Genomic DNA, 23,653 nt, shown 5'->3' on the forward strand with positions numbered 1-23,653 from the left:
ATGAGTCTCCTGTAGCCCCCTGTTATGGCCCTGAGCTTCAGGCCAACGCTCGCTTTAGCTGCGAATGAGCATTGGCCGCCACCGGGGGCGCCCTTATAATAGCGCTTTAACCCTGCAAAGCCCCCAGCGCTATGACGGCCCCCGGGACTTCGCACGGCAACTTCAAGGATCGATGTCATGACCTCCCTGTTTCTGCTGGTCGGCGCCCTGATGCTGATGCTCAGCATCCTGCTCAGCCCGCTGTCGAACCGGCTTGGCATGCCGGTGCTGCTGCTGTTTCTGGGCGTTGGCATGCTCGCCGGCGAAGACGGCCTGGGCCATATCCAGTTCGACGATTTTGAAACCGCCTTCCTGGTGGGCAACCTGGCACTGGCCATCATCCTGCTGGATGGCGGCATGCGCACCCGGGGCGAAACCTTCCGGGTTGGCCTCAGGCCCGCACTGGTACTGGCGACCCTGGGCGTCCTGATCACCGCCCTGGTCACGGGGGTGGCCGCGATCTTTATCTTTGACCTCTCATGGCTCGACGGCCTGCTGATCGGCACCATCGTATCCTCCACCGACGCCGCCGCCGTCTTCGCGCTGCTGCAGGGCCGCGGCCTGAACCTCAACGCCCGCGTCAGCGCCACCCTGGAAATAGAGTCCGGCAGCAACGACCCCATGGCGATATTCCTCACCCTGATACTGTTGCAGCTGATCACTCAGGACGGCGGCACCTCGCTGTGGTCGGCCCCGCTGATGCTGCTGCAGCAGATTGTTATCGGCGTCGCCTTCGGCTGGTTTGGCGGCAAGCTGCTGGTCCTTTTGATCAACAAGGTCGAACTGGTGACGGCGCTCTATCCGCTGCTGGTCACGGCCAGCGGGCTGGTGATATTTGCCGGCACCAACGCCCTGGGCGGCAGTGGCTTTCTGGCGATTTACCTGGCCGGCGTATTGCTGGGCAACGCCCGGGTACGCATGATGCCGGCCATCTTGCAGGTACACGACGGCCTCGCCTGGCTGGCGCAACTGTGCCTGTTCCTGATACTGGGCCTGCTGGTGGATCCATCCCAGCTACTGCTGATCGCGCCAGCGGGGCTGCTGCTGGCGGCGGTACTGATTCTGATCGCCCGTCCGCTGGCGACCTTCAGTACCCTCTGGCCCTTCGGTTTCAAGCCTCGTGAACAAGGCTTTATCGCTTGGGTGGGCCTGCGCGGCGCTGTGCCCATAGTGCTGGCGCTGTTTCCGGTCATGGCCGGCGTGGAGCAGGCACCGCTGTTCTTCAATATCGCCTTTATCGTCGTCATGGTGTCGCTGGTGATTCAGGGTAGCAGCCTGGCACCGGTGGCCCGCTGGCTGAAACTTGAAGTGCCGGGGCATGAGCAGGCGCACCGGCGCATCCCCATAGACGTACCGGCGGTAGGCGAACACGAGTTACTGCTGTTCCGGCTGCAGGGCCAGCGCTGGCAGCGCCCTGCCCCGCTGGGTGATCTGCGCATGCCGGCGGATACCGGGATAGCGGCGGTGTTTCGTCAAGGCCGCTATCTGCGCCCCCAGGCCAAGACCGCCCTGCAGGATGGCGATCTGCTGGCCGTAATGGCGCGCCCGGACATGATCGATGCCCTGGGGCATCAGTTCAACGCCCCCCATGGCCCCAAACACCTGGCGGAAATGGCCTTCTTCGGCGAGTTTGTACTCAATGGCGAGGCGCAGCTGGCCGATGTCGAGCAGGCCTACGGCATCAAGGTCGAGCAGGAAGATTCGACCCAGACGCTCTCCGCCTGCATCGCACGCCACCAGCACGGCCATCCGGTCGTAGGCGACAGCCTAATGCTGGGCCCGGTCACTCTGGTGGTCAAGGCAGTGGAAGGCGATGTTGTCACCAAAGTTGGTCTGAAACTGCACTGATATGTACAGTCCTGACCTGCCGCCGAGGCCTATTGCGAGTCTTGGCGACTGGCCAGGGCAGCTAGCCCGCGGGTGGCATACCCGGCCAACAGCACATTCAGGGCTCCCAGCAGCACCAGCGTCAGGCCGTAGCCACCGTGCTCGGTCAGCAGACCAAACAGCAGGCCCCCCACAGCGCCGCCGCCGACATTGAGCGCGCCCCACAGACTCATCACCCGGCCGCGATAGGCCCCATCCAGTGAAACCTGTATCAGCGACTGGGTCGCCACCCCGCAGACGGTAGCGCAAAAGCTCAGCAGCATGACCAGCGCAAGACCCGCCTCGAAACGCGCATTCAGCCCAAACAGCACCAGCACCACACCGGCGCCGATGGCGGCAAGGCGTAACGCCGACAGCAAGCGCGCACGGGGCAGCGCCGACAGGATCAGCCCTGCGACGATAGAGCCCAGCCCCGCTGCCGAGGTCAGCATGGCCAGCGCCTCTACACCACGGCTGTAGAGCACATCCACCGCCGCCGGCAGAATTTCCAGCAGACCCCGGCCCAGTATCGCCGAGCAGCAGATCACCAGCAGCAGGCGCACAATCAGCGCCTCGCTGCGGGCGTAACGCACGCCGGCCAGCAGATCCGCCAGAAAGCGCCGCTGCGGCCCCCGGGCATCCCTGCGGGCCTGCTCGTCCAGTTTGAGGCACAGCAGCACCAGCGTCAGGGGCAGATAGCAGGCCCCACTCACCGCCAGCGCCGCCGCACCGCCATAGAGGTTGATCAGCACACCGGCGATCATAGGACCTATAAAACGGGCGCTGTTAAACAGAATGGCATTGATCGCCACCGCTCTGGACATATTGGCCACGCTGACCAGCTCCGGCACCAGCGACAGCCGCACCGCCTGATAGGCGCTGTTGGTCATGCCGATCACCAGGGCAAACAGCAGCACCCCCAAAGGCTCGATAAGGCCGGCCCCGACCAGCACGGCCAGGCCGCCCCCCAGGCTGCTGAGCACCAAGCTGATCACCACCGCCGCCCGGCGCCGGTTGATACGATCCACCAGCACCCCGAACAGCGGCCCCACCAGCACCACCGGGAAAAACATCAAAAAGGCCAGCAGACCCAGCCAGGTTTCCGAGTGGGTCATATCCCACATCTTCCAGCCCAGCGTCATGCGCTGAATCCAGACCCCCTGGGTCGAAAACAGGCTGCCGCACAGGTAGGTAAGGTAATTGCGTTCGTGAAGGATCGAGGGCTGCATTCAGGGCCTTAAAAAGAAAAAGCGCCCTGGGGCGCTTTCAGTGGATCAGGATAAAAGAATTACTTCTTCAGGGCCGCAACCACCGAGATTTCAACCAGCAGTTCAGCCCGCGCCATGCGTGCTTCAACACAGGCGCGCGCCGGGGCCTGCCCTTGCGGTACCCAGGCATCCCAGACTTCATTCATGGCGGCGAAGTCTTTCATGTCGCGGATGTACAGGGTAGCGGACAGCAGGTGCTCGCGGTCACTGCCAGCCTGGGCCAGCAGGGTGTCGACCTTTTCCAGCATGGTGCTGGTCTGCTCGCGGATATCCGCATTGGCATCGGCCGCAACCTGACCGCAGAGGTAAACAGTGTCATTGTGAATCACGATACGGCTCATGCGCTGGCCGGTTTCCATACGGGTAAGGCTCATCGGTCTATCCTGTCGTTGGGCTGAATTAAAGCCCCTATTTTACGGCCCCGGCCATACACAACCAGGCAAAATCCACTATAAAACCGCCTTATGCAGGCAAATGCTGCGTAAACAGCACTAAAAGCGAAAATTCGCCGGTCACAGATTCAGCCGCGGAATTTCCAGTGCCGGGCAACGATCCATCACGACGTCCATGCCTGCCGCATGGGCGCGCTCGGCGGCGGGCTCGTTCACCACGCCCAGTTGCATCCAGATCGATTTGGCGTGCACGGCGATGGCATCATCCACCGCATCGCCGGCATCTACCGAGTTGCGGAAAATGTCCACCATGTCGATGGGCTCATCAATTTCAGACAACGAAGCCCGCACCGGCTGACCCAGAATGCTGGCGCCAACTTCAGTCGGGTTGACCGGAATCACTCGATAACCCTTGGCGATTAGGTACCCCATCACCTGATGACTGGCGCGGTGCGGCCTTGGGCTGGCACCCACCAGGGCGATGGTTTTACTGCTCTCAAGAATCTTTCGAATTATTTTATCGTCGTTCAAAACCTTTACTCCTTGCCGGCCTGACCACAGACCGGACATGAGGGATCCTGCTTCAATTTCAAGGTACGCCACTCCATGCTGCGGGCATCCAGCAGCTGCAGTCGACCTACCAGCGGCTGACCGATACCGGCCAGCACCTTCAACGCTTCCATCGCCTGCACAGAACCTATAATGCCCACCAGCGGTGCCAGTACGCCTGATTCTGAACAGGTCAAATTTTCATCTTCGCCATCACGGTACAGGCACTGATAACAGGGCGAGTCCGGCTGGCGGGCGTCAAACACCGTGACCTGGCCTTCCATCCGGATGGCGGCACCCGATACCAGCGGGCGCTTGTGACGGACACAGGCGCGGTTGACAGCAAAGCGGGTGCCAAAGTTGTCGCAGCAATCCAGCACCAGATCCACACTGGCCACCAGCTCGTCAAGACGCTCATCCGAAAGCCGTTCGCACAGCGCTTGGATGCGGATATCCGGATTAAGTGCCATCAGTGTTTGGCGCGCCGACTCGACCTTGGTCTCACCGATACGTGGCGTACTGTGCAGGATCTGGCGCTGCAGGTTGCTCAGGTCGACCTCATCGTCATCCACCAGCACCAGTTCACCCACCCCCGCCGCCGCCAGATACATGGCCACGGGGCTCCCCAGCCCGCCCAGGCCGATAATCAGTACCCGGGCGCCGAGCCAGGCTTCCTGGCCATCAATTTCGACCTCCGGCAACATGATATGCCGGCTGTAACGCAACAACTGCTCATCTGTCAGCATTCAGTCACTCCTTGCAGGTTCCTGTAGCCAGCGCCCCAGGGTGACACGATCACGCCCCCCCAGATCAGGCCGCGTGGCAGTATCGCAATAGCCCAATTCATCCAGCAAGGTCCGTACCGCCTCAGCCTGATCATAGCCGTGTTCGAACAGCAGCCAGCCACCTTGCTCCAGCACGATACGCGCGCCCTTGGCAATATGGCGAATATCGGCCAGTCCCTTGTCATCTGCCACCAGCGCACTGCGCGGCTCAAAGCGGACATCCCCCAGCCCCAGGTGCGGGTCGGCGGGGTCTATGTAGGGAGGATTACTCACAATCATCGCAAAACGCCCGTCCAGCGGCTCGAACCAGCTGCCCTGCACAAAGCGAGCATTGCTCAGTCCCAGACGCTTCGCGTTGCGTTGCGCCAGCGCCACGGCACCCGCCACCCGGTCACAGCCCTGCAGTGTCCAGCCGGGGCGTTCACTGGCCAGCGCCAGGGCGATGGCGCCGGTGCCGGTGCCCAGGTCCGCCACCCGGAAATCGCCATCGGGCAGCAACTCGAGGGCCTGCTCCACCAGGGTTTCGGTATCGGGGCGCGGTATCAGCGTATCGGCGCTCACCTCCAGATCCAGGGTCCAGAAACCGCGCCGGCCGGTGAGGTGCGCCACCGGCTCCCCCGCCAGGCGCCGTTGCAGCAACGCATCGAAGTCCGCCGCCTGCTGCACAGACAACACTCGCTCGGGGTGCGTGAACAGGTAGGTGCGGCCGCAGTCCAGCAGATGACACAGCAGCAGCTCCAGGTCCAGCCGCGGGCTGTCGCTGTCCACCAGCTGCGCGGCGCTCTGCAGCACTTTGGCGATGGTCAGACTCACCTGTGCTGACTCGTGTGATCTGGCGTTATTCATCCGATCTTATTCCTCCGAGAGCGCGCCCAGCTGTTCGGTCTGGTACTCCAGCTGCAGCGGATCAATGATGGCATTCAGCTCGCCGTTCATGACTTCCCCCAGCTTGTAGAGCGTCAGGTTGATACGGTGATCCGTTACCCGCCCCTGGGGATAGTTGTAGGTACGGATACGTTCGGAGCGGTCACCGCTGCCCACCAAGCTCTTGCGCGTACTGGCCTGGGCGGCGGCATGGCGTTCCTGTTCAGCCGACTGCAAGCGCGCCGCCAGCAGCGACATGGCACGGGCGCGGTTCTTGTGTTGCGAACGCTCGTCCTGACATTCCACCACCACGCCGGTGGGAATATGCGTAATGCGAATGGCCGAGTCGGTCTTGTTGACGTGCTGACCACCGGCGCCTGAGGCACGGAAGGTATCCACCCGCAGGTCCGCCTTGTTGATGGCAATTTCGGCCACTTCGTCCTGCTCCGGCATCACCGCCACAGTACAGGCCGAGGTATGAATGCGCCCCTGGGACTCGGTTTCCGGCACCCGCTGCACGCGGTGCGCACCGGATTCGAACTTGAGCCTGGAGTACACATCCTGCCCCACCACCCGGCTGATGATTTCCTTGTAACCACCGTGCTCGCCATCGCTGGCACTGATGATTTCAATACGCAGCCCCTGCTGCTCGGCGTAGCGCGAATACATGCGAAACAGATCGCCGGCAAAAATAGCCGCCTCGTCGCCGCCGGTACCGGCGCGCACTTCGAGGAAGACGTTGCGGCTGTCGTTCGGATCCCGCGGCAGCAGCAATATCTGCAGCTGCGCCTCAAGTTCTTCGATCCGTCCGCGAACCCCGCCGATCTCCTCGCGCGCCATTTCGCGCATCTCGGCATCGCTGTCATCGAGCATCAGCTCGGCTTCCGCCAGGTCATCCAGTGCGCCCAGGTAGGCATTGAAGCTTTCCACCACGGGTTCGAGCTCGGCGTATTCGCGCGACAGTTCGCGGAAACGGTTCTGATCGGCGAGCGTGCCCGGATCACTCAGCAGGGCTGCCACTTCCTCATGGCGATCGACGAGTCTTTCCAGCTTGTTGCGTATAGAGGTTTTCATGTTATTCAGAGTCAACCGTAAGGACAGTTGATAGAGCTCCTGCACGAGCTGCATCAGTGTTAGGGCACCTGGTGAGCCGGTCTGGCATGGAGCACCCGAATGCGTTCATGTTATTTGGCGTCAGCGCTGTCGGACAGCTGATACAGTTCCTGCACCAGCTGCAGCATCTCTTCACGCCCATCCGCGCTGGCCTTGCGCAGCTGGATGGTGGGCGAGTGCAGCAGCTTGTTGGTCAGGCGGTTGGCCAGCAGCTCCAGTACCTGGTCGGCGGGCTTGCCGTTGCGCAGCAGTTTCATGGCCTGCGCCAGCGCTTCGTCCCGCAGGGTTTCGCCGCGCGAACGCAGCGCCGTCAGGGTATCCACGGCATCGAGTTCGCGCAGCTGGCGCATAAAGGCCAGGGCGCCGCGGGCAATAATTTCTTCCGCCTCAAGGGCTGCGGTTTCACGCGAGCGCTGATTTTCCTCGATCACATCTTTCAGATCATCAACGCTGTACAGATAGACATCGTCCAGCTCGCCCACCTGGGGCTCGATATCCCGCGGGACTGCGATATCCACCATAAACACCGGCTTGTGCTTGCGCTTTTTCAGCGCATCTTCCACCGCACCCTTGCCGAGAATCGGCAACTGGCTGGCGGTGGAGGAAATCACAATATCGGCCTCGGCCAGCACCTGCGGAATGTCCGCCAGCACTATGGCGCGGCCGCCGACGGAGTCCGCCAGCGCCTGGGCCCGCCCCAGCGTACGGTTGGCGACGATCATGGAACGCACACCGGCCTGACTCAGGTGACGCGCCACCAGTTCGATGGTTTCACCGGCGCCTATAAGCAGCGCCCGGCTGCTGCCAAGGTCCGAAAAAATGTGCTGGGCCAGGCTAACCGCCGCATAGGCCACCGACACCGGGTTCTGACCGATAGCGGTATCGGTGCGCACCTGCTTGGCAACGGCAAAGGTCTGCTGGAACAGCCGGCCGAGTTCTGCCCCCGCCAGCCCCTGCCCCTGGGACAGGACATAAGCGGACTTGAGCTGACCGAGAATCTGCGGTTCGCCCAGCACCAGGGAGTCCAGCCCGCTGGCCACCCGCATCATGTGGCGCGCAGCGTCCTGGTCCCAGTGGGCATAGATGCACTGCGCCAGCATCGCGGGGGCAAGATGGTGATAGTCCCCCAGCCACTGCAGCAGAGACTCCAGCCCCGCGGTGTCGGTCGAGCAATACAGCTCGGTGCGATTGCAGGTCGACAGAATGGCGATTTCCCTGAGGCGGCCGGAGGCACGGGCATGCTCCAGGGCATCAACCAGCTGCTCCGGCGCGAATGCCACCTTCTCGCGCACCTCGAGCGGGGCGGTTTTGTGGTTGATACCTAACGCCAATAGAGCCATGGAGACGTTGCAGAACCTCAGCGAAATATTCAGGCGCGCCATAATACACCTTCTTGGCGCCAAGAAGAAAATCCGCCCGCCGGAACTTTCCATTCAAACAGCCGCCAAACTGACGCATGACAATAGCGCCAAGCTTCCTCTATAGTGAGCCAACACCCCAAGGGACCTGACCTGAAGCCCCATGAACAAAACCCTGCTCGGCATTTTGATCAGCACGCTCGCTGTAGCTGGCTGCAGTTTTCAGCCTGTTGCGACCGAATCTCTGACCCCCGTGGTACTGGAACCGGTGCAGTACCAGCCGGGCGAATTCAACCGCGAATCCCTGTTGCAGCTGCTGCAGGCCGAGATTGCCGGCCAGCGACGTCAGTTCGATGTCGCCCTCGTCATCTATCTGCAGCAGGCCAAGCTGACCCGCGACCCGGCCGTGGCCGAGCGCGCCACCCGCATAGCCCAGTACCTGCAACGCCCCGACGACATGCTGCAGGCGGCACAACTCTGGATAGAGGCGCAGCCCGATAACCCCGAGCCTTACCAGCTCGCCGCAGGCCTGCTGCTGCACGAAGGTGACTACGAGGCGGCGCTGCCTCTGATGGAGCGCGCCCTGGCCGAAGACAGCCGCCAGGCGCTGGCGCTGCTCGTGGGCCAGGCCAGCAACATCAGCCCCCGTCAGCTCGAGGGCTATATCGCCATGCTGGACCGCCAGCTGGAAAAAGCCCCGAACGACAGCTATCTGCTGCTGGCCCACGGCCAGCTGCTCAAGCAGCTCGATAGAACCGACGCCGCTCTGGCAGACTTTGACCGGGTACTGCAACAGAACCCGGACGATCTCGATGCGCTGATGCTCAAGGCGGAACTGCTGCGCCTTAACGACCGCTCGGCCGAAGCGCTGCAACTGCTGCGCCCCTATCTGAAAAGCCAGAGCGACAACCGCCAGATTCAGGTGCTCCATCTGCAGCTGCTGTTTCTCAACGACCAGCAAAAGCAGGCCGCCAACGCCTCCCGCGAGCTGATCAGGCGCTTCCCCGACGACAGCCAGCTGCATTACTACCTGGCATTGCTGATGCTGGAAAATGACCAGCTGAGCCAGAGTCGAAGCGTGCTGGAACAGCTGCTGGAACAGAACCCGGACAACAGCGAGCCCCACTTTTATCTGGGCTATATCGCCCAGACCGAGGGCCGCAATGAAGAGGCGATCGAACACTACAGCCGCGTCACCGATGGCTCCAACCTGTTTCAGTCTTACGCCCGCACCCTCAACCTGCTGGACCAGCCGGCCGACCAGGCCCGCGTCGAACTGATCCTGGAAAATGCCCGCGCCCGCTACCCGGAACTTGCGCCGCGTTTCTATGGACTCCAGGCCGAATGGCTCAATCAGCACCAGCAGCGGGATGCCGCCCTGGCCATTCTGGACCAGGGCCTGGCGGAGCTCGGCAATGAAGTGACCCTGCTGTACACCCGCGCCATGCTGATAGACCCGAACAACTTCCCGCAGATCGAGCAGGATCTGCGCAAGGTGCTCGAAATGGAGCCCGACAACGCCAGTGCGCTGAACGCCCTGGGGTACACCCTGACGCTCTACACCGACCGTTACGATGAAGCCTATCGACTGATCGAGCAGGCGCTGCAACAAAAACCCGATGACCCCGCCGTGCTGGACTCCATGGGCTGGGTGCTGTTCAACCTTGAGCGTTACCCCGAAGCCATCGAATTCCTGCAACGGGCCTACGACAGCTTCCCGGACCCAGAAGTCACCGGCCACCTGATCCGGGCTTACTGGGCCGATGGGCGCCAGAACCGCGCCCGCGAACTGCTGGAACAGCACCTGGGCGAAGACCCGCAGAATGAACACCTGCGCGAAGCCGCCAAGGCACTCGAGGCTCACTGATGCGCGCGCTTGGACTGACCCTGCTGCTGACCCTGCTGGCCGGCTGCAGCAGTTTCAAAACCGATCAGACCCAGGCGCCCGCCAGCGGCAGCTGGGATCAGTACCAGCAACAGGCGCTGGCGCTGCAAAACTGGACTCTGGACAGCAAGGTCGGCATTCGCACTCCGGATGATAGCCAGAGCGCCCGCATGCAGTGGCAGCAGCAGACCCCGCGCTATCGCATCGCCATCAGCGGCCCCCTCGGCCAGGGCGGCGCCCTGATCGAAGGTGATCCCCGCGGCGTGAGCATCGATATCGCCGGCGAAGGCCGTTACGCCTCAGACAGCCCGGAAGCCCTGCTGCAGTCCCTGCTGGGCTGGAGCTTTCCGGTTGAGCAGGTGACCTACTGGATTCGCGGCTTGCCTGCACCCGGCCTTGCCTACACCCCAAGCTTTCGCGAGAATCGCTTAGAGACCCTTGAACAGGGCGGGTGGTTGATCCATTATTCCGCCTACTCGACGGACAATGGGTACGTGCTGCCACAGCGCGTAACGCTGAGGCGCGCAGACCTGACCATTACGGTGATCATCAAGGAGTGGATCGCGTCCTGAGCTGGCAACGACAGTTATTTTGCTGTTCGTTTCCCTTTGACTGCACTTCGGGCTTGACCTATCGAGCCGGTTTTAGCAGAATATGCGCCTTCTTTCGGGAGGCCAACTCCAAAGGAGAGATACTGGGGTATCGCCAAGCGGTAAGGCACTGGATTCTGATTCCAGCATGCGGAGGTTCGAATCCTCCTACCCCAGCCATTTACTCATGAAATACTCCCTGTCAGCTTCGAATTCCAACTCCGAACCAACCGAGAAGGTGCTCGCCGTGTCTAGAATGATGGTCTTCACCGGCAATGCCAATCCGGAACTCGCCCAGAGAGTGGTCGAGCGCCTTGATATCCCCATGGGCAAAGCCATCGTCGGTCGCTTTAGCGACGGTGAAGTGAACGTAGAGATCCAGGAAAACGTCCGCGGCAAGGATGTGTTCATTATCCAGCCGACCTGCGCGCCTACCAACGACAACCTGATGGAACTCATAGTGCTGGCCGATGCACTGCGTCGCGCATCCGCCAGCCGTGTGACCGCAGTAATCCCCTACTTCGGTTACGCCCGCCAGGATCGCCGCCCGCGCTCTGCCCGTGTGGCGATCAGCGCCAGGGTTGTGGCGGACATGATCTCTGCAGTCGGCATCGACCGCGTTCTGACTGTTGACCTGCACGCCGACCAGATCCAGGGTTTCTTCGACAGCCCTGTGGATAACGTCTACGGCTCACCGGTCCTGCTGGACGACATCCTCGATCAGCAATTCGAGAACATCATGGTCGTGTCCCCGGACGTCGGCGGCGTGGTACGTGCCCGCGCCATCGCCAAACAGCTGGATTGCGATCTGGCCATCATTGACAAGCGTCGCGAACGCGCCAACGAATCCCAGGTGATGAACATCATCGGTGACGTCGAAGGCCGCACCTGCATCCTGGTCGATGACATGTGCGATACCGCCGGCACCCTGTGCAAGGCAGCCAAGGCGCTGAAAGACAACGGCGCCGCCAAAGTCTACGCCTATATAACGCATCCGGTACTGTCAGGCCCTGCGGTCGAGAACCTGAACAACAGCGTCCTGGACGAACTGGTGGTAACCGATACTATCCCGCTGTCCGCCGCTGCGCGCGACTGCCCGAAGGTACGTCAGCTCACCCTGGCACCGATGCTGGCAGAAGCGGTACGCCGCGTCTGCAACGAAGAATCTATCAGCGCAATGTTCCGCTAAGCGGACCCTGCCTGAACCGCACCGGCGCCACATGCGTCTGTGTTAATGCCCACAAGGGCAATAGCGATGCTGCAGAACCTTGGTCGCGAGGTCTGCAGCTTTTATTTATTGAAGGATAATCACATGACTAACTTTGTAATCGAAGCAGTATCCCGTGCGGATCAGGGCAAAGGTGCGAGCCGCCGCCTGCGCACTCAGGGATTCGTGCCTGGCATCCTGTACGGTGGCGAGAACGACAAGAACCCTGTTGCTATCTCCGTTAACGGCAACGAACTGAACAAGCAGCTGACTGATCAGTCTTTCTTCTCCAGCATTCTGACCATCAAGCTGAATGGCGAAGAGCAGAAAGTCATCATCAAGGATCTGCAGCGCCACCCGGCTCGCCCGCAGGTACTGCACGCTGACTTCCAGCGCGTAACGGACGAAAGCCGCATCCGCATCACGGTTCCGCTGGAGTTCGTCAACTTCGAAAAATCAGCCGCTTCCAAAGCGTCTGCCAAGTTCGCTGTTGAGAAAAACACCGCTGAAATCCTGTGCAACGCCGGCCAGCTGCCGGAATCACTGCTGATCGATCTGAGCACTGTTGAAGGCGGCAAGGTTCTTCACCTGTCCGACATCAGCCTGCCAGAAGGCGTTGAAATCATTGCTCTGCGTCGCGGCGGTGACCACGACCAGGGTATCGGTTACGTCTACGCTCCGCGTGGCGCCAAAGCTGCCAAGTAAGACTGTAGCAGCCAGTCGGACTTAACACTGATCTACTGCGGAAAAGCCGAAGCTGGTTATTTTATGCGCTCTTTTTTGTTAAATAGACCCACTATTCGCCTCAAAAGCGCCCAAAAACTAACTCAACTCGGCCTTTCCCTCGCAACGATCGGCCAAGTCCGACAGGCTGCTAGGGCACCGGCATGAATGACAGGATCCAACTGATCGTAGGCCTCGGAAACCCGGGCGATAACTATAATCAGACCCGTCACAATGCCGGTGCCGACTTTGTCGGGCAGCTTGCTGCCTGGCATAACTGCACGCTGGTACCGGATCGCAAGTTTCACGGACGCTACGGCAAGATCGTTCTCAACGGCCAGCCAGTCCACCTGCTGATCCCCCACACCTTCATGAATTTGAGCGGTCAGGCCGTCGCGGCTCTGGCAACGTTCTACAAGATTCCAGCTCAGTCCATTCTGGTCGCTCACGATGAGCTTGACCTGCCCCCCGGTGTCGCCCGTTTCAAGCACGGCGGCGGACACGGTGGTCACAATGGTCTGCGCGATATCATTACCCGTCTGGGCAATGACAAGAATTTCTATCGCCTGCGCTTAGGTATTGGCCACCCCGGCCACAGTAGCCAGGTCGCCGCCTTCGTGTTGAAGAAGGCCCCCGGCAGCGAACGGGACAAAACCCTCGCCGCCTCCGATGAAGCCCTGCGCTACCTGCCCGAAGCCACTTCCGGGGAATGGGGTCGCGCCATGAATGGGCTCCACAGCTTCCAAGGTTAACTGACAGGACAAGCACCATGGGTTTCAAATGCGGTATCGTCGGCCTGCCCAACGTAGGCAAGTCCACCCTGTTTAATGCACTGACCAAGGCCGGTATCGACGCCGAGAACTTCCCGTTCTGCACCATCGAGCCCAATTCAGGCATTGTTCCCATGCCGGATCCGCGCCTCAACAAGCTGGCCGACATCGTCAAGCCACAGCGCGTGCTGCCGACCACCATGGAATTTGTCGATATTGCAGGTCTGGTAGCCGGCGCGTCCAAGGGCGAAGGCCTGGGCAACAAGTTTCTGGCCAACATCCGTGAAACCGATGCCATCGCCCACGTAGTGCGCTGCTTTGACGACGACAATGTCATTCACGTCGCCAACCGCATCCACCCGCTGGAAGATATTGAAATCATCAATATGGAACTGGCGCTGGCCGACCTCGACTCCGTCGAGAAGCAGCTGCAGCGCGTAACCCGCAACGCCAAGGGCGGCGACAAGGACGCCCTGCGCGCCAAGGCTCTGCTGGAAAAGCTGCTGCCGCACCTGAGCGAAGGCCAGCCGGTACGCTCCATGAGCCTGACCGAAGATGATCACAAGCTGCTGCCAAGCCTGCACCTGCTGACCACCAAGCCGACCATGTACATTGCCAACGTGTCCGAAGACGGCTTCGAAGACAATCCGCACCTGGAACAGGTACGTGAGCAGGCCGCCACCGAAGGCGCCGTGGTTGTGGCCATCTGCAACAAGCTGGAATCCGAGATCGCCGAACTCGACGACGAAGAGCGCCTCGAGTTCCTGCAGGATCTGGGCATGGAAGAACCGGGGCTGGACCGCGTCATCCGCGCCGGTTACGGCCTGCTGGGCCTGCAGACCTACTTCACCGCCGGGGTGAAGGAAGTTCGCGCCTGGACCGTCAAAATCGGCGCTACGGCCCCTCAGGCCGCCGGTGTGATCCATACCGACTTCGAGAAGGGTTTCATCCGCGCCGAAGTCGTTGGCTACGAGGACTTCGTTGCCTTCAACGGCGAACAGGGAGCCAAGGAAGCCGGCAAATGGCGCCTGGAAGGCAAGGAATACATCGTCAAGGATGGCGATGTGGTGCACTTCCGTTTCAATGTCTGACGACAACCCGGGAAAATAGATTTTTCCTCGGCCAAGCTGTTGACAACTAAGCAGAATCAGAGAATAATTCGCGCCTCGACAGATAAGGCAATGTAGCTCAGCTGGTTAGAGCAACGCATTCATAATGCGTGGGTCGCAGGTTCGAGTCCCGCCATTGCCACCATTTTTTGATCGACCAGAAGGATTGATCAAAAAATGTAAGGGGAAAAGTCCCGGCTGTCGTGGCCACCATTTTCGGATCGACTGAAAAATCGATCAGAGAATAAAGGGATCAAAAATCCCGGTTGGCGTGGCTACCATTTTCGATACTTCGGTATTGGCAAATGGAGATCTCCCCCAGGGGAGATCGCAGATTAAAGGTCGAAGGCTGTAGGGGTATAGCCAAGCGGTAAGGCAACAGGTTTTGATCCTGTCACGCGGAGGTTCGAATCCTCCTACCCCTGCCATATGGCAATGTAGCTCAGTTGGTTAGAGCAACGCATTCATAATGCGTGGGTCGCAGGTTCGAGTCCCGCCATTGCCACCATTATTTTAAGGGATTAAAAGTCCCGGCTGTAATGGCCACCGTTGTTTTAAGGGATCGAAAGTCCCGGCTGTCATGGCCACCATTGTTTTAAGGGATCGAAAGTCCCGGCTGTCATGGCCACCGTTGTTTTAAGGGATCAAAAGTCCCGGCTGTCATGGCCACCATTGTTTTAAGGGATCGAAAGTCCCGGCTGTCATGGCCACCATTGTTTTAAGGGATTAAAAGTCCCGGCTGTCATGGCCACCATTGTTATAAGGGATCAAAAGTCCCGGCTGTCATGGCCAGTTGTTTCATTTGCAAGACTGCGCATGCAAGATGCGTATCAGGAGTCGCCCTCGGGCTCACTCTTCCGGTATTGGGGTATCGCCAAGCGGTAAGGCACTGGATTCTGATTCCAGTATGCGGAGGTTCGAATCCTCCTACCCCAGCCACTCTCTTCAAGCTACTCCCACACGATTCACCTCCTCTGCGTTTCAAAAAGCCCAACCTGATCACCCAGGCTGTAAATCACGTCCACCACTCGTTTTGCATTTGCACCCTGTCTTTGCATCCACAGTATCACCAGGCACGGCACCCAAGACCCTGCAAACTTGATAGATCAGCGACTTCCGATAGCTCAGCGCTCAAACAGCCCCGTTCCTGACAGCCCCGGGCAAAGCAGCTACACTTGCTGCACAGTGCGCCCATACGGATCCATGGCAATTGGTGCCCCATGTCAGACTCAACCGCTACAAATACCACCAACACCCCTGCCGACCCTTCCCAGGTCGCCCGCGACCCGCACCGGTTGCGCAAAAATGTGCACATACTTTTTCTGGGTCTGGGGCCCAGTGAAACCGACCCCGTCATCAACCTGCTGCGCGCCGCACGCATAGCCCCGCGCGGACGCCAGATTGAAAACGAAAAGGACTTTCTCGGCGCCCTGAGCGAACGCTCCTGGGATCTGATTATCTGCTCACCCAACGAAGGCGAACTGAAAAACAACCGCGTACTGCACCACCTGCTGCGCCTGGACAAGGACATTCCGGTGGTACAGCTGATGGACGAGCTGGACTGCGCCCGCATGGCCAAGGGACTCAAGGACGGCATGCGCGCCGTTGTAAGCAAGCAGGATACCGAATTGCTACTGCTGACCCTGCAGCAGGAACTCATCAGCCTTGAGCAACGCCGCAGCCTGCATATGGCTGAAGCCAGGCTCAGCGATGCCGAACGACGTTGCCAGCAGCTGATGGACGTCTCCAGCAACGGTATCGTCTGTCTCGATGGCGAGCGCATCATGTACGCCAACCCCTGCTTCTGCCACCTGTTTGGCTATAACGATGAACGCCCGCTGATCAACCAGCCTTTCGAGAATCTGATGATCGCGGAGGACCGCGCTGAACTGACCGAGCAGCTGCGTGCCTTCAAGGATGCCAGGCGCAAGGACATGCTGATGCAGCTGTCGGCGGAGCGCGCCGATGGCAGCAACTTCGTTGCCAATCTCGAAATGCAGGAGGCACGCTATAACGACCGCCCCTGCGTGCAGCTGACCATCCGTCCGGACCGCCAGTTTCGCGAACTGCAGCAGGCGGCGCAGCAGGAACTGGTCACGGGTCTGTACAATCGCCAGTTTCTGGAACAAAGCCTGGAGGACGCCATACAGAGCGCCCTGGATGGCGGCTACGACTGCAACCTGTTGTATCTCAGCGTGGACCAGTACAGCGTCATACGTTCGGAGATTGGCTTTGAGGGCTGTGACCAGGTCGCACGGGACATTGCCGACATCCTGCGCCTGCACGTCAACCAGGCCCACCTGATTGCACGCCCCAGTGATGACATCTTCGTGGTCATCTTTCGTGATCCCAGCCCCGACAAGTCGGTGCGCCTGGCGCGCAAGCTGTGTGGCGCCATCGCCGACAGCACCACCAGCGTCAACGGCACCCTGTTGCACGTGACCTGCTCCATTGGTGTCACCACCATCAACGACAACTCACCCCGGCCCGACGAAGTCGTGGCCCGCGCCCGCATGGCATCGGAAAGCCTGCGCAACCGCCAGAGCGGCGGCAATGGCGTCAAGCTCTACACGGTTGAAGCCCACGTCAAGGCGAGTGACTCCAAGACCGTGCGCATGTTGCGCGAGGCCGTCAAGGAACAGCGTTTCCGCCTGCTGTATCAGCCGGTTGTGGCATTGCACCAGGAAACCGATGCCAACCACTACGAGGTACTGCTGCGCCTGCTGGACCCGGAGAACCGGGAAATATCCCCCAATATCTTTCTGGCCACGGTGGATCATGCCGACCTCAGCATCGCCATGGACCGCTGGGTCATCCGGGAAAGTCTGCAGCAGCTGCGTACCGAGCTTGAGAAGGGCCACCGCAACCGACTCTTTATCACCATTACCGGCGGCACCCTGAAGGACAAGGACCTGGTGCCCTGGCTGTCGGATATATTGCGCGAATTCCGCCTGCCGGCGGATCGCATCGTGTTCCAGCTCAGCGAAACCGATATCTCGTCACAGCTGCCAACCGCAATTGAGTTCACCCGCGCCGTCAAGGAACTGCACTGCCGTATCTGCATCAAGCATTTCGGCACCTCGACCAGTTACCGCGAAGTCGCCAAGGCCATCGCCGCCGACTACATCAAGATCGACGGCTCCTACGTGCAGGATCTGGCCAACAGCAATGCGCTGGATAAAAGCTTTAACCGCATGGTGGAGCAGCTCAACGGCAACCGCCGCATCACCATAGCGCCGCTGGTCGAGAGCACCAAGGTGATGAGCAAGCTGTGGAAATCCGGAGTCAACCTGATTCAGGGCTATTATCTGCAGCCACCACGCGAGCGCATGGACTACGATTTCTTCGATCAGTAGAGGCTCCCCTACCCGGCATACCCAGAGCCCGCCATTGCAGCGGGCTCTGTTTTTTAACCTGAAAGAATGGGCACAGCTTCGCGGACGTGCTGGACTCTTTTCAGGGAATAGATGGCGTTCGCATTCGTTTCAACGAAAGGCCAATGATGAAGTATCCCTGCTTCTTAGTCTTGCTAGTCAGTCTTTCTTGTCAGCCATCAGGGTGTCGCGATCGCGGAAACCGATCAGGTACAGGATGCCATCCAGCCCCAGAGTGGAGATCGCCTGTTTTGCACTTTGACGCACCAGCGGCTTGGCGCGAAACGCAATGCCGAGCCCGGCAATGGACAGCATCGGCAGATCGTTGGCGCCATCCCCCACTGCAATCGTCTGTTCCAGACGCACGCCCTCACGGGCCGCAATCTCACGCAGCAACTCTGCCTTGCGCTGACCGTTGACGATATCGCCCTTCACCTCACCGGTGACCTTGCCATCGACGATATCCAGCTCGTTGGCGTACACGTAGTCAAAACCCAGTTTCTGCTGCAGGTAGCGGCCGAAGTAATTGAAACCGCCGGACAAAATCGCCGTCTTGAAGCCCAGCGCCCGCAGGTTGGATACCAGCTCTTCCACGCCTTCGGTCAGCGGCAGGTTCTCGGCGATACGCTGCAGCACCGACGCATCAAGCCCCTTGAGCAGGGCCACGCGACGACGGAAACTCTCGTCAAAATCCAGCTCGCCGCGCATGGCCGCCTCGGTAATGGCGATCACCTGATCACCCACGCCGGCTTCCTTGGCCAGCTCGTCGATCACCTCAGCCTCGATCAGGGTGGAGTCCATATCGAACACCACCAGACGACGGTTGCGACGGTAGATATTATCTTCCTGAAAGGCAATATCCACATCCAGATCACTGGCGGTCTTGAGGAACTCTTCACGCAGCGCAGCGTTATCCGCCGGCACACCGCGTACCGAGAACTCGACACAGGCCTTGGTGCGATCCCCCGCCCCCGGCGGTGCATTCAGCGACACCCGCCCGGACAGACGGCTGATATTGTCGATGTTCAGGTCGTGCCGCGCGGCAATTTCGGTCACCTTGGCGATATGGCCTGCGGTGATGCGCCGGGCCAGCAGCGTAATGATATGCCGCGACTTGCCCTGCACGCCGACCCAGGATTCATAGGCACTCTCGTCCACCGGCTCAAAGCGCACGGTCATCTGCAGCTCGTGGGCCTTGAACAGCAGGTCCCGCAGCACACCGGAGGACTCGGCCGCAGCGGGCACTTCCACCAGAATACCGAGCGACAGGGTATTGTGAATCACCGCCTGACCGATATCGAGAATGCTGATGTTGTACTGCGCCAGAATGGCGCTGATTGCGGAGGTCACGCCCGGCTTGTCGGTACCGGAAACGGTTAGCAGGATAATCTCTTTCACGAATGATTCCATCTAGTACGCCTTCACAGACGCATCAGCCACAGGATACTATCGGCGGATTATAACAAGGCGCCCCCGAATTACCCATCAGCGACACCGCTTTCGCTTGCCGGCAGGCCTGTACCCGCCACTCAGGAATCACGACCATGGACTTCGCACAACTCTCGCAGCCCTCCCTTATGCTGCTCATCGGCGCCATAGCCCTGTGCGAATCCCTCGCCTTTATCGGCATACTGATCCCCGGTATCGCGCTGCTGTTCGCCCTGGCGCTGGTCGCCGGCGAACAGCAGTTTGCCCTGCAGCCCCTGCTGTTCAGCGCCTTTGCCGGCGCCGTGGCCGGCGACGGTCTGAGCTATTACCTGGGGCGCTACGCCAATCCCTGGCTACAACACCGCTGGCCCTTCAATGCCTACCCAGCCTGGCACCAGCGCGGCGCCAGCTTCTTCAACCGTTACGGCCCCCTCAGCATACTCGCAGGGCGCTTTATCGGCCCTATCCGCCCCGTTATCCCCTTTGTGGCCGGCACCTTTGAAATGCCCGCTGCGCGCTTTTTCGGCGTTAATATCCTCTCGGCCGCGCTCTGGGCACCGGCCAACATACTGCCGGGCTACTGGGTCGGCCAGTCCGCCGAGGCTCTGCTCGGACACTGGCAGGCATTGTTCTATCCGGCGCTTGGGCTGGTGATTCTGGTACTGGTGGCAACCATACTGCATCAGCACCTGCAGCCCGACCAGCCTCTGGCGCGCTGGGGCTCAAGGCGCCTGGGTCTAAAGCCGGAGCGCCTGGCGGCACTGCTGCTGTTCGCCGCCGCCGCCAGCGGACTGCTGCTACTCTGCCTGCTGCAGTATCTGGGGCTGGCCCAGGGCTGGAATCAGCATATCCAGCAACTGCTCTGGCAGAGCGCGGAGCATGCCCGGCCTTTGTGGGTCTTTGTCACGGCGCTGGGCGACAGCAGCAGCCTGATTCCGGCGGCATTGCTGCTGGCCATCAGCCTGCACGGGCTCAGGCGCTCCCGCGATGGCTGGCGCTTTGTCGTCCTGCTGTTGCTCTGCGTAGCCCTCAACAGCGCCCTGAAATGGCTCTTCCAGGCGCTGCGCCCAGAGATGGGACCGGTCATCGCGGGATTCAGCTTCCCCAGCGGCCACAGCAGCACCAGCGCGGCCTTCTTCGCCATGCTCGCTATTCTGCTCGGCACCGGCCATCGCCTGGCCTGGCGCCGTCTGGGCTATCTGAGCGCCCTGGTGCCTGCGGTCCTGATCGGCATCTCGCGCATTATGGTCGGGGCACACTGGCCGCTGGATGTCATGGCGGCCTGGTGTGAAGGCCTGATGGCCGCCGCGGCACTGCGACTCTGGCTGCTGCGCCCACAACGGGCACTGCATCCGGTACCGGGCAGAGACGTCTGCCTGCTGCTTGCAGGCTTGCTGATTCTGCTGAGCGCACTGGCGTTCTGGAGCTTCGACGCCCAGCTGCTGCACTACCAGGCCCTGACCTCATAGCGACAGCGGGTCAGAACCAGAAAAACAGCCCGCGCCTAGGGTAACAACAGTAAAGGGGCGGAGAAAACGCGCCGGCCAGAAACAACAAAACCGGGCTCAGGAGCCCGGTTTTGTTGATCAGCTTCCATTAGAGGAAGCTGTTATTGCGTCACGGCTGTCGTAAAGATCTAGGACGGACGGCGGTTGCGCGAGCGCGGCCGACGGCTCTTGCCTGCAGGCTTCTTGCCGGCGGGCTTGGCGCCGTTACCGGCATTGCCGCCTTCAGACTTGGCACTCGAGCGGTCGTCCAGCTTGCCTTCAGCCAAACGCTCACGCGTGCTCTTGGTCTTGCCGGAGCCAGGTTTGTCGAGCAGCTCGAAATCGATCTTGCGCTCATCCAGGTCCACCCGCAGCACCTTCACCCGCACGGCATCGCCGAGCTTGTAGGTCTTGCGCATGCGCTCACCCACCAGACGCTGCTTGGCGGCATCGAAGTGATAGTAGTCCGACGGCAGCGCAGTAATATGCACCAGACCTTCGACGTACACCTGCTTGAGCTCGACAAAGCAGCCAAAGCCGGTCACGGCGGTAATCACGCCTTCGTGCTCCTCGCCCACCTGATCCAGCATGTACTCGCACTTGAGCCAGGACATGACATCCCGGGTGGCATCATCGGCGCGACGCTCGGTCATGGAGCAGTGCTCGCCCAGCTGCACCATCTGCTCTTCTGTGTAGCGGTAACGAAACTGCGGATTGGACTTGAAGCCATCCGGCCGGCGCATGGTCTTGGACGAGCCGCTGCTGAAGGCCGACTTGAGGCGATCCATCAGTGAGCGATCACCCTCGGCATGAATGGCGGCACGAATCGCCCTGTGCACCAGCAGATCCGGATAACGACGGATCGGCGAGGTGAAGTGAGTATAGGCCGCATAGGCCAGACCAAAGTGCCCCAGATTTTCAGGGCTGTACACGGCCTGGCGCATGGAGCGCAGCATCATGGTCTGTACGACCAGACGATCCGGACGCTTTTCGATCTGCGCCGCCAGTTTCTGGTACTCGGACGGCTCCGGCTTATCGCCACCACCGAGTGACAGACCCAGCTCACCCAGATAAGCCCGCAAGCTCACCAGCTTCTGCTCTTTCGGGCCTTCATGGATGCGGTAGAGTGCCGGCACCTTGAGCTTGGCCAGGAAACGCGCCGTCGCCACGTTGGCGCACAGCATGCACTCTTCGATCACCTTGTGGGCGTCGTTGCGCACGACCGGTACTATCTCTTCGATCTTGCGCGCTGCGGAGAACAGGATACGGGTCTCGGTGGTCTCGAAATCGATGGCACCGCGCACATCCCGCGCCTTGCGCAGCCCAAAGTACAGGCTGTACAGGTCTTCAAGGTGCGGCACAACGGCGGCATATTCACCCCGCAGCTGCTTGCCCTGGGCGCTTTTCGGCTCTGTCAGCATGGTGGAGACCTTGTTGTAGGTCAGGCGCGCATGGGACTGAATCACCGCTTCATAGAACTGGTAACCCGACAGCTTGCCGCTGGCGCTGATGGTCATCTCGCACACCATCGCCAGACGATCCACATGGGGGTTCAGCGAGCAGAGGCCGTTGGACAGCACTTCAGGCAGCATGGGCACGACAAACTCGGGGAAGTACACCGAGTTGCCGCGGCTGATACCTTCCTTGTCGAGCTCAGTGCCGGGGCGGACATACCAGGACACATCGGCAATCGCCACCCACAGACGCCAGCCGCCGGTGCGCTTGCGCTCGGCATAGACAGCATCGTCGAAATCCTTGGCGTCTTCACCGTCGATGGTGACCAGCGGCAGATGGCGCAGGTCGACACGGTTCAGCTTGGCGGATTCCTCCACCTCAGCCGACAGACTGGCCACTTCCTGACGCACGGCATCGGGCCATTCATCGGGAATTTCGTAGTTGTGGATGGCCACCTTGATTTCCATGCCCGGCGCCATGTGATCGCCCAGCACTTCGACCACGCGGGCCTCAGGGATCTCGTGCTTGCCCGGCTGCTGCAACAGCTCGGCCACCACCAGCTGGCCATCACGGAACGGTGGGCTGCCCGTGCGGTCCGCCGCGATCATGATCTGCTGGGTGATGCGCTGGTTTTCCGGAATCAGGTAGCCCAGGTCGCCCTGCACCTTATAGCGCCCCACCAGAGTGCGGGTACCGCGCTCGAGCACTTCGATAATCTTGCCTTCGCGGCGGCCGCGGTAGTCAATGCTGACTTCCTGCACCAGCACACGGTCACCGTCGAATACCTGACGCATCTGACGCGGGCTGATGAACAGGTCATCGCCTTTGGCGTCCGGCGATACAAAACCAAAGCCATCGCGGTGGCCGATAACACGGCCGGCGATAAGATCCATTTTCTTGATGATGCCGAATTCGCTGCGACGGTTGCTCATCAGCTGGCCGTCACGGCACATGGCCTTCAGGCGGCGGGACACCGCTTCAACACAGTCTTCATCATCGATACCCAGCTCACGGCACAGGCGGCCGTGGCTGATCGGCGCGCCCCACTCCTGCAGGAATTCCAGCAGGAAGTCGCGGCTCGGTGCCGGCTTGCCATATTTTTCTGCTTCGGCCTGAGCCTGGGGGTCACGTTTTAGCCAGTCGTTTGTCATTAATAATCCAGTTAGGTCCTTGATCCCAGAAACATGATAGATGCGAATGCAGTGGGACGCCTGCGACGTTGCGCCCGCGCCCACAGCCCTGCGCAAAGGCATGGATCTGAACGAACGTACCCGGTCCGCTTGAATACCCGGTTGTACCCGACAACACAGTGTGTCGGCGCGATCGGTGCCCGCAGGCAACAGGAGGAGGCTCCGTCAGAGCCCTGTCACATCTCCCGTGCAGCTTATTGA

The 23,653-nt window shown here is 60.7% G+C and carries 18 protein-coding genes and 5 tRNA genes; 14 read left to right on the top strand and 9 right to left on the bottom strand.

The genetic code is table 11. From position 1 onward, the window contains the following. The first annotated feature begins 177 nt into the window (after positions 1–177). Positions 178–1,887 (top strand): potassium/proton antiporter, encoded by a 1,710-nt coding sequence (locus A8C75_RS19055; protein WP_067293892.1) that lies wholly within the window; start codon positions 178–180, stop codon positions 1,885–1,887. Between the two features lie 29 nt (positions 1,888–1,916). Here the strand turns inward: A8C75_RS19055 and A8C75_RS19060 are convergent, their stop codons facing one another. The 7 genes from A8C75_RS19060 to hemA all read right to left on the bottom strand — a co-directional run bounded on the left by A8C75_RS19060 (position 1,917) and on the right by hemA (position 8,216). Then, on the bottom strand, positions 1,917–3,134 hold the full coding sequence (locus A8C75_RS19060; RefSeq protein WP_067385902.1) for an MFS transporter: 1,218 nt from the start codon (positions 3,132–3,134) through the stop codon (positions 1,917–1,919). Between the two features lie 59 nt (positions 3,135–3,193). Further along, positions 3,194–3,547: a RidA family protein gene (locus A8C75_RS19065; protein WP_067385904.1), complete on the bottom strand. Its 354-nt coding sequence runs from the start codon at positions 3,545–3,547 to the stop codon at positions 3,194–3,196. Between the two features lie 138 nt (positions 3,548–3,685). Next, positions 3,686–4,096 (bottom strand): CoA-binding protein, encoded by a 411-nt coding sequence (locus tag A8C75_RS19070; RefSeq protein WP_120785215.1) that lies wholly within the window; start codon positions 4,094–4,096, stop codon positions 3,686–3,688. 5 nt (positions 4,097–4,101) lie between these two features. Then, a complete protein-coding gene (locus A8C75_RS19075; protein ID WP_067385907.1) occupies positions 4,102–4,860 on the bottom strand; it encodes a molybdopterin-synthase adenylyltransferase MoeB in 759 nt (252 codons plus the stop codon). After that, a complete protein-coding gene (prmC, locus tag A8C75_RS19080) occupies positions 4,861–5,745 on the bottom strand; it encodes a peptide chain release factor N(5)-glutamine methyltransferase (RefSeq protein WP_067385909.1) in 885 nt (294 codons plus the stop codon). A gap of 6 nt (positions 5,746–5,751) precedes the next feature. Further along, positions 5,752–6,837, bottom strand: a complete 1,086-nt coding sequence (gene prfA / locus A8C75_RS19085) for a peptide chain release factor 1 (protein WP_067387522.1) — start codon at positions 6,835–6,837, stop codon at positions 5,752–5,754. A gap of 110 nt (positions 6,838–6,947) precedes the next feature. Further along, a complete protein-coding gene (hemA, locus tag A8C75_RS19090) occupies positions 6,948–8,216 on the bottom strand; it encodes a glutamyl-tRNA reductase (RefSeq protein ID WP_067387524.1) in 1,269 nt (422 codons plus the stop codon). Between the two features lie 181 nt (positions 8,217–8,397). Between hemA and A8C75_RS19095 the strand changes: the two genes are divergently transcribed. The 12 genes from A8C75_RS19095 to A8C75_RS19150 all read left to right on the top strand — a co-directional run bounded on the left by A8C75_RS19095 (position 8,398) and on the right by A8C75_RS19150 (position 17,874). After that, on the top strand, positions 8,398–10,101 hold the full coding sequence (locus A8C75_RS19095; protein WP_067385910.1) for a tetratricopeptide repeat protein: 1,704 nt from the start codon (positions 8,398–8,400) through the stop codon (positions 10,099–10,101). Further along, positions 10,101–10,691 (top strand): lipoprotein insertase outer membrane protein LolB, encoded by a 591-nt coding sequence (lolB, locus tag A8C75_RS19100; RefSeq protein WP_067385912.1) that lies wholly within the window; start codon positions 10,101–10,103, stop codon positions 10,689–10,691. Before A8C75_RS19095 ends, lolB begins: the two co-directional genes overlap by 1 nt. A 123-nt stretch (positions 10,692–10,814) precedes the next feature. After that, positions 10,815–10,889: transfer RNA gene (locus A8C75_RS19105), tRNA-Gln, on the top strand. Positions 10,890–10,956: 67 nt separating this feature from the next. Then, positions 10,957–11,898: a ribose-phosphate pyrophosphokinase gene (locus A8C75_RS19110; RefSeq protein ID WP_067387526.1), complete on the top strand. Its 942-nt coding sequence runs from the start codon at positions 10,957–10,959 to the stop codon at positions 11,896–11,898. Between the two features lie 123 nt (positions 11,899–12,021). Continuing rightward, entirely contained in the window at positions 12,022–12,621 is a 600-nt protein-coding gene (locus A8C75_RS19115; protein WP_067387528.1) for a 50S ribosomal protein L25/general stress protein Ctc, read from the top strand. Positions 12,622–12,803: 182 nt separating this feature from the next. Beyond that, complete coding sequence (gene pth, locus A8C75_RS19120) at positions 12,804–13,391, top strand: aminoacyl-tRNA hydrolase (RefSeq protein WP_067385913.1); 588 nt, start codon at positions 12,804–12,806, stop codon at positions 13,389–13,391. Positions 13,392–13,408: 17 nt separating this feature from the next. Next, a complete protein-coding gene (ychF, locus tag A8C75_RS19125; protein ID WP_067385915.1) occupies positions 13,409–14,500 on the top strand; it encodes a redox-regulated ATPase YchF in 1,092 nt (363 codons plus the stop codon). An 86-nt stretch (positions 14,501–14,586) separates the two neighbouring features. Beyond that, positions 14,587–14,663, top strand: a tRNA-Met gene (locus A8C75_RS19130). Positions 14,664–14,871: 208 nt separating this feature from the next. Then, positions 14,872–14,946: transfer RNA gene (locus A8C75_RS19135), tRNA-Gln, on the top strand. Between the two features lie 3 nt (positions 14,947–14,949). Continuing rightward, a tRNA-Met gene (locus A8C75_RS19140) sits at positions 14,950–15,026 on the top strand. Between the two features lie 356 nt (positions 15,027–15,382). Then, positions 15,383–15,457, top strand: a tRNA-Gln gene (locus tag A8C75_RS19145). A gap of 281 nt (positions 15,458–15,738) precedes the next feature. Further along, positions 15,739–17,874 (top strand): EAL domain-containing protein, encoded by a 2,136-nt coding sequence (locus A8C75_RS19150; protein ID WP_067385917.1) that lies wholly within the window; start codon positions 15,739–15,741, stop codon positions 17,872–17,874. Positions 17,875–18,051: 177 nt separating this feature from the next. Here the strand turns inward: A8C75_RS19150 and serB are convergent, their stop codons facing one another. Next, on the bottom strand, positions 18,052–19,290 hold the full coding sequence (gene serB / locus A8C75_RS19155) for a phosphoserine phosphatase SerB (RefSeq protein WP_227819968.1): 1,239 nt from the start codon (positions 19,288–19,290) through the stop codon (positions 18,052–18,054). A 146-nt stretch (positions 19,291–19,436) separates the two neighbouring features. Between serB and A8C75_RS19160 the strand changes: the two genes are divergently transcribed. Then, positions 19,437–20,789 carry a bifunctional DedA family/phosphatase PAP2 family protein gene (locus tag A8C75_RS19160; protein WP_067385921.1) on the top strand — a complete coding sequence of 451 codons (1,353 nt, stop codon included), beginning with the start codon at positions 19,437–19,439 and terminating at the stop codon, positions 20,787–20,789. 167 nt (positions 20,790–20,956) lie between these two features. Here the strand turns inward: A8C75_RS19160 and rnr are convergent, their stop codons facing one another. Further along, on the bottom strand, positions 20,957–23,413 hold the full coding sequence (gene rnr, locus A8C75_RS19165) for a ribonuclease R (RefSeq protein ID WP_067385922.1): 2,457 nt from the start codon (positions 23,411–23,413) through the stop codon (positions 20,957–20,959). Between the last annotated feature and the right edge of the window lie 240 nt (positions 23,414–23,653).

It is taken from the genome of Marinobacterium aestuarii (assembly GCF_001651805.1).
Lineage (GTDB): Bacteria > Pseudomonadota > Gammaproteobacteria > Pseudomonadales > Balneatricaceae > Marinobacterium_A > Marinobacterium_A aestuarii.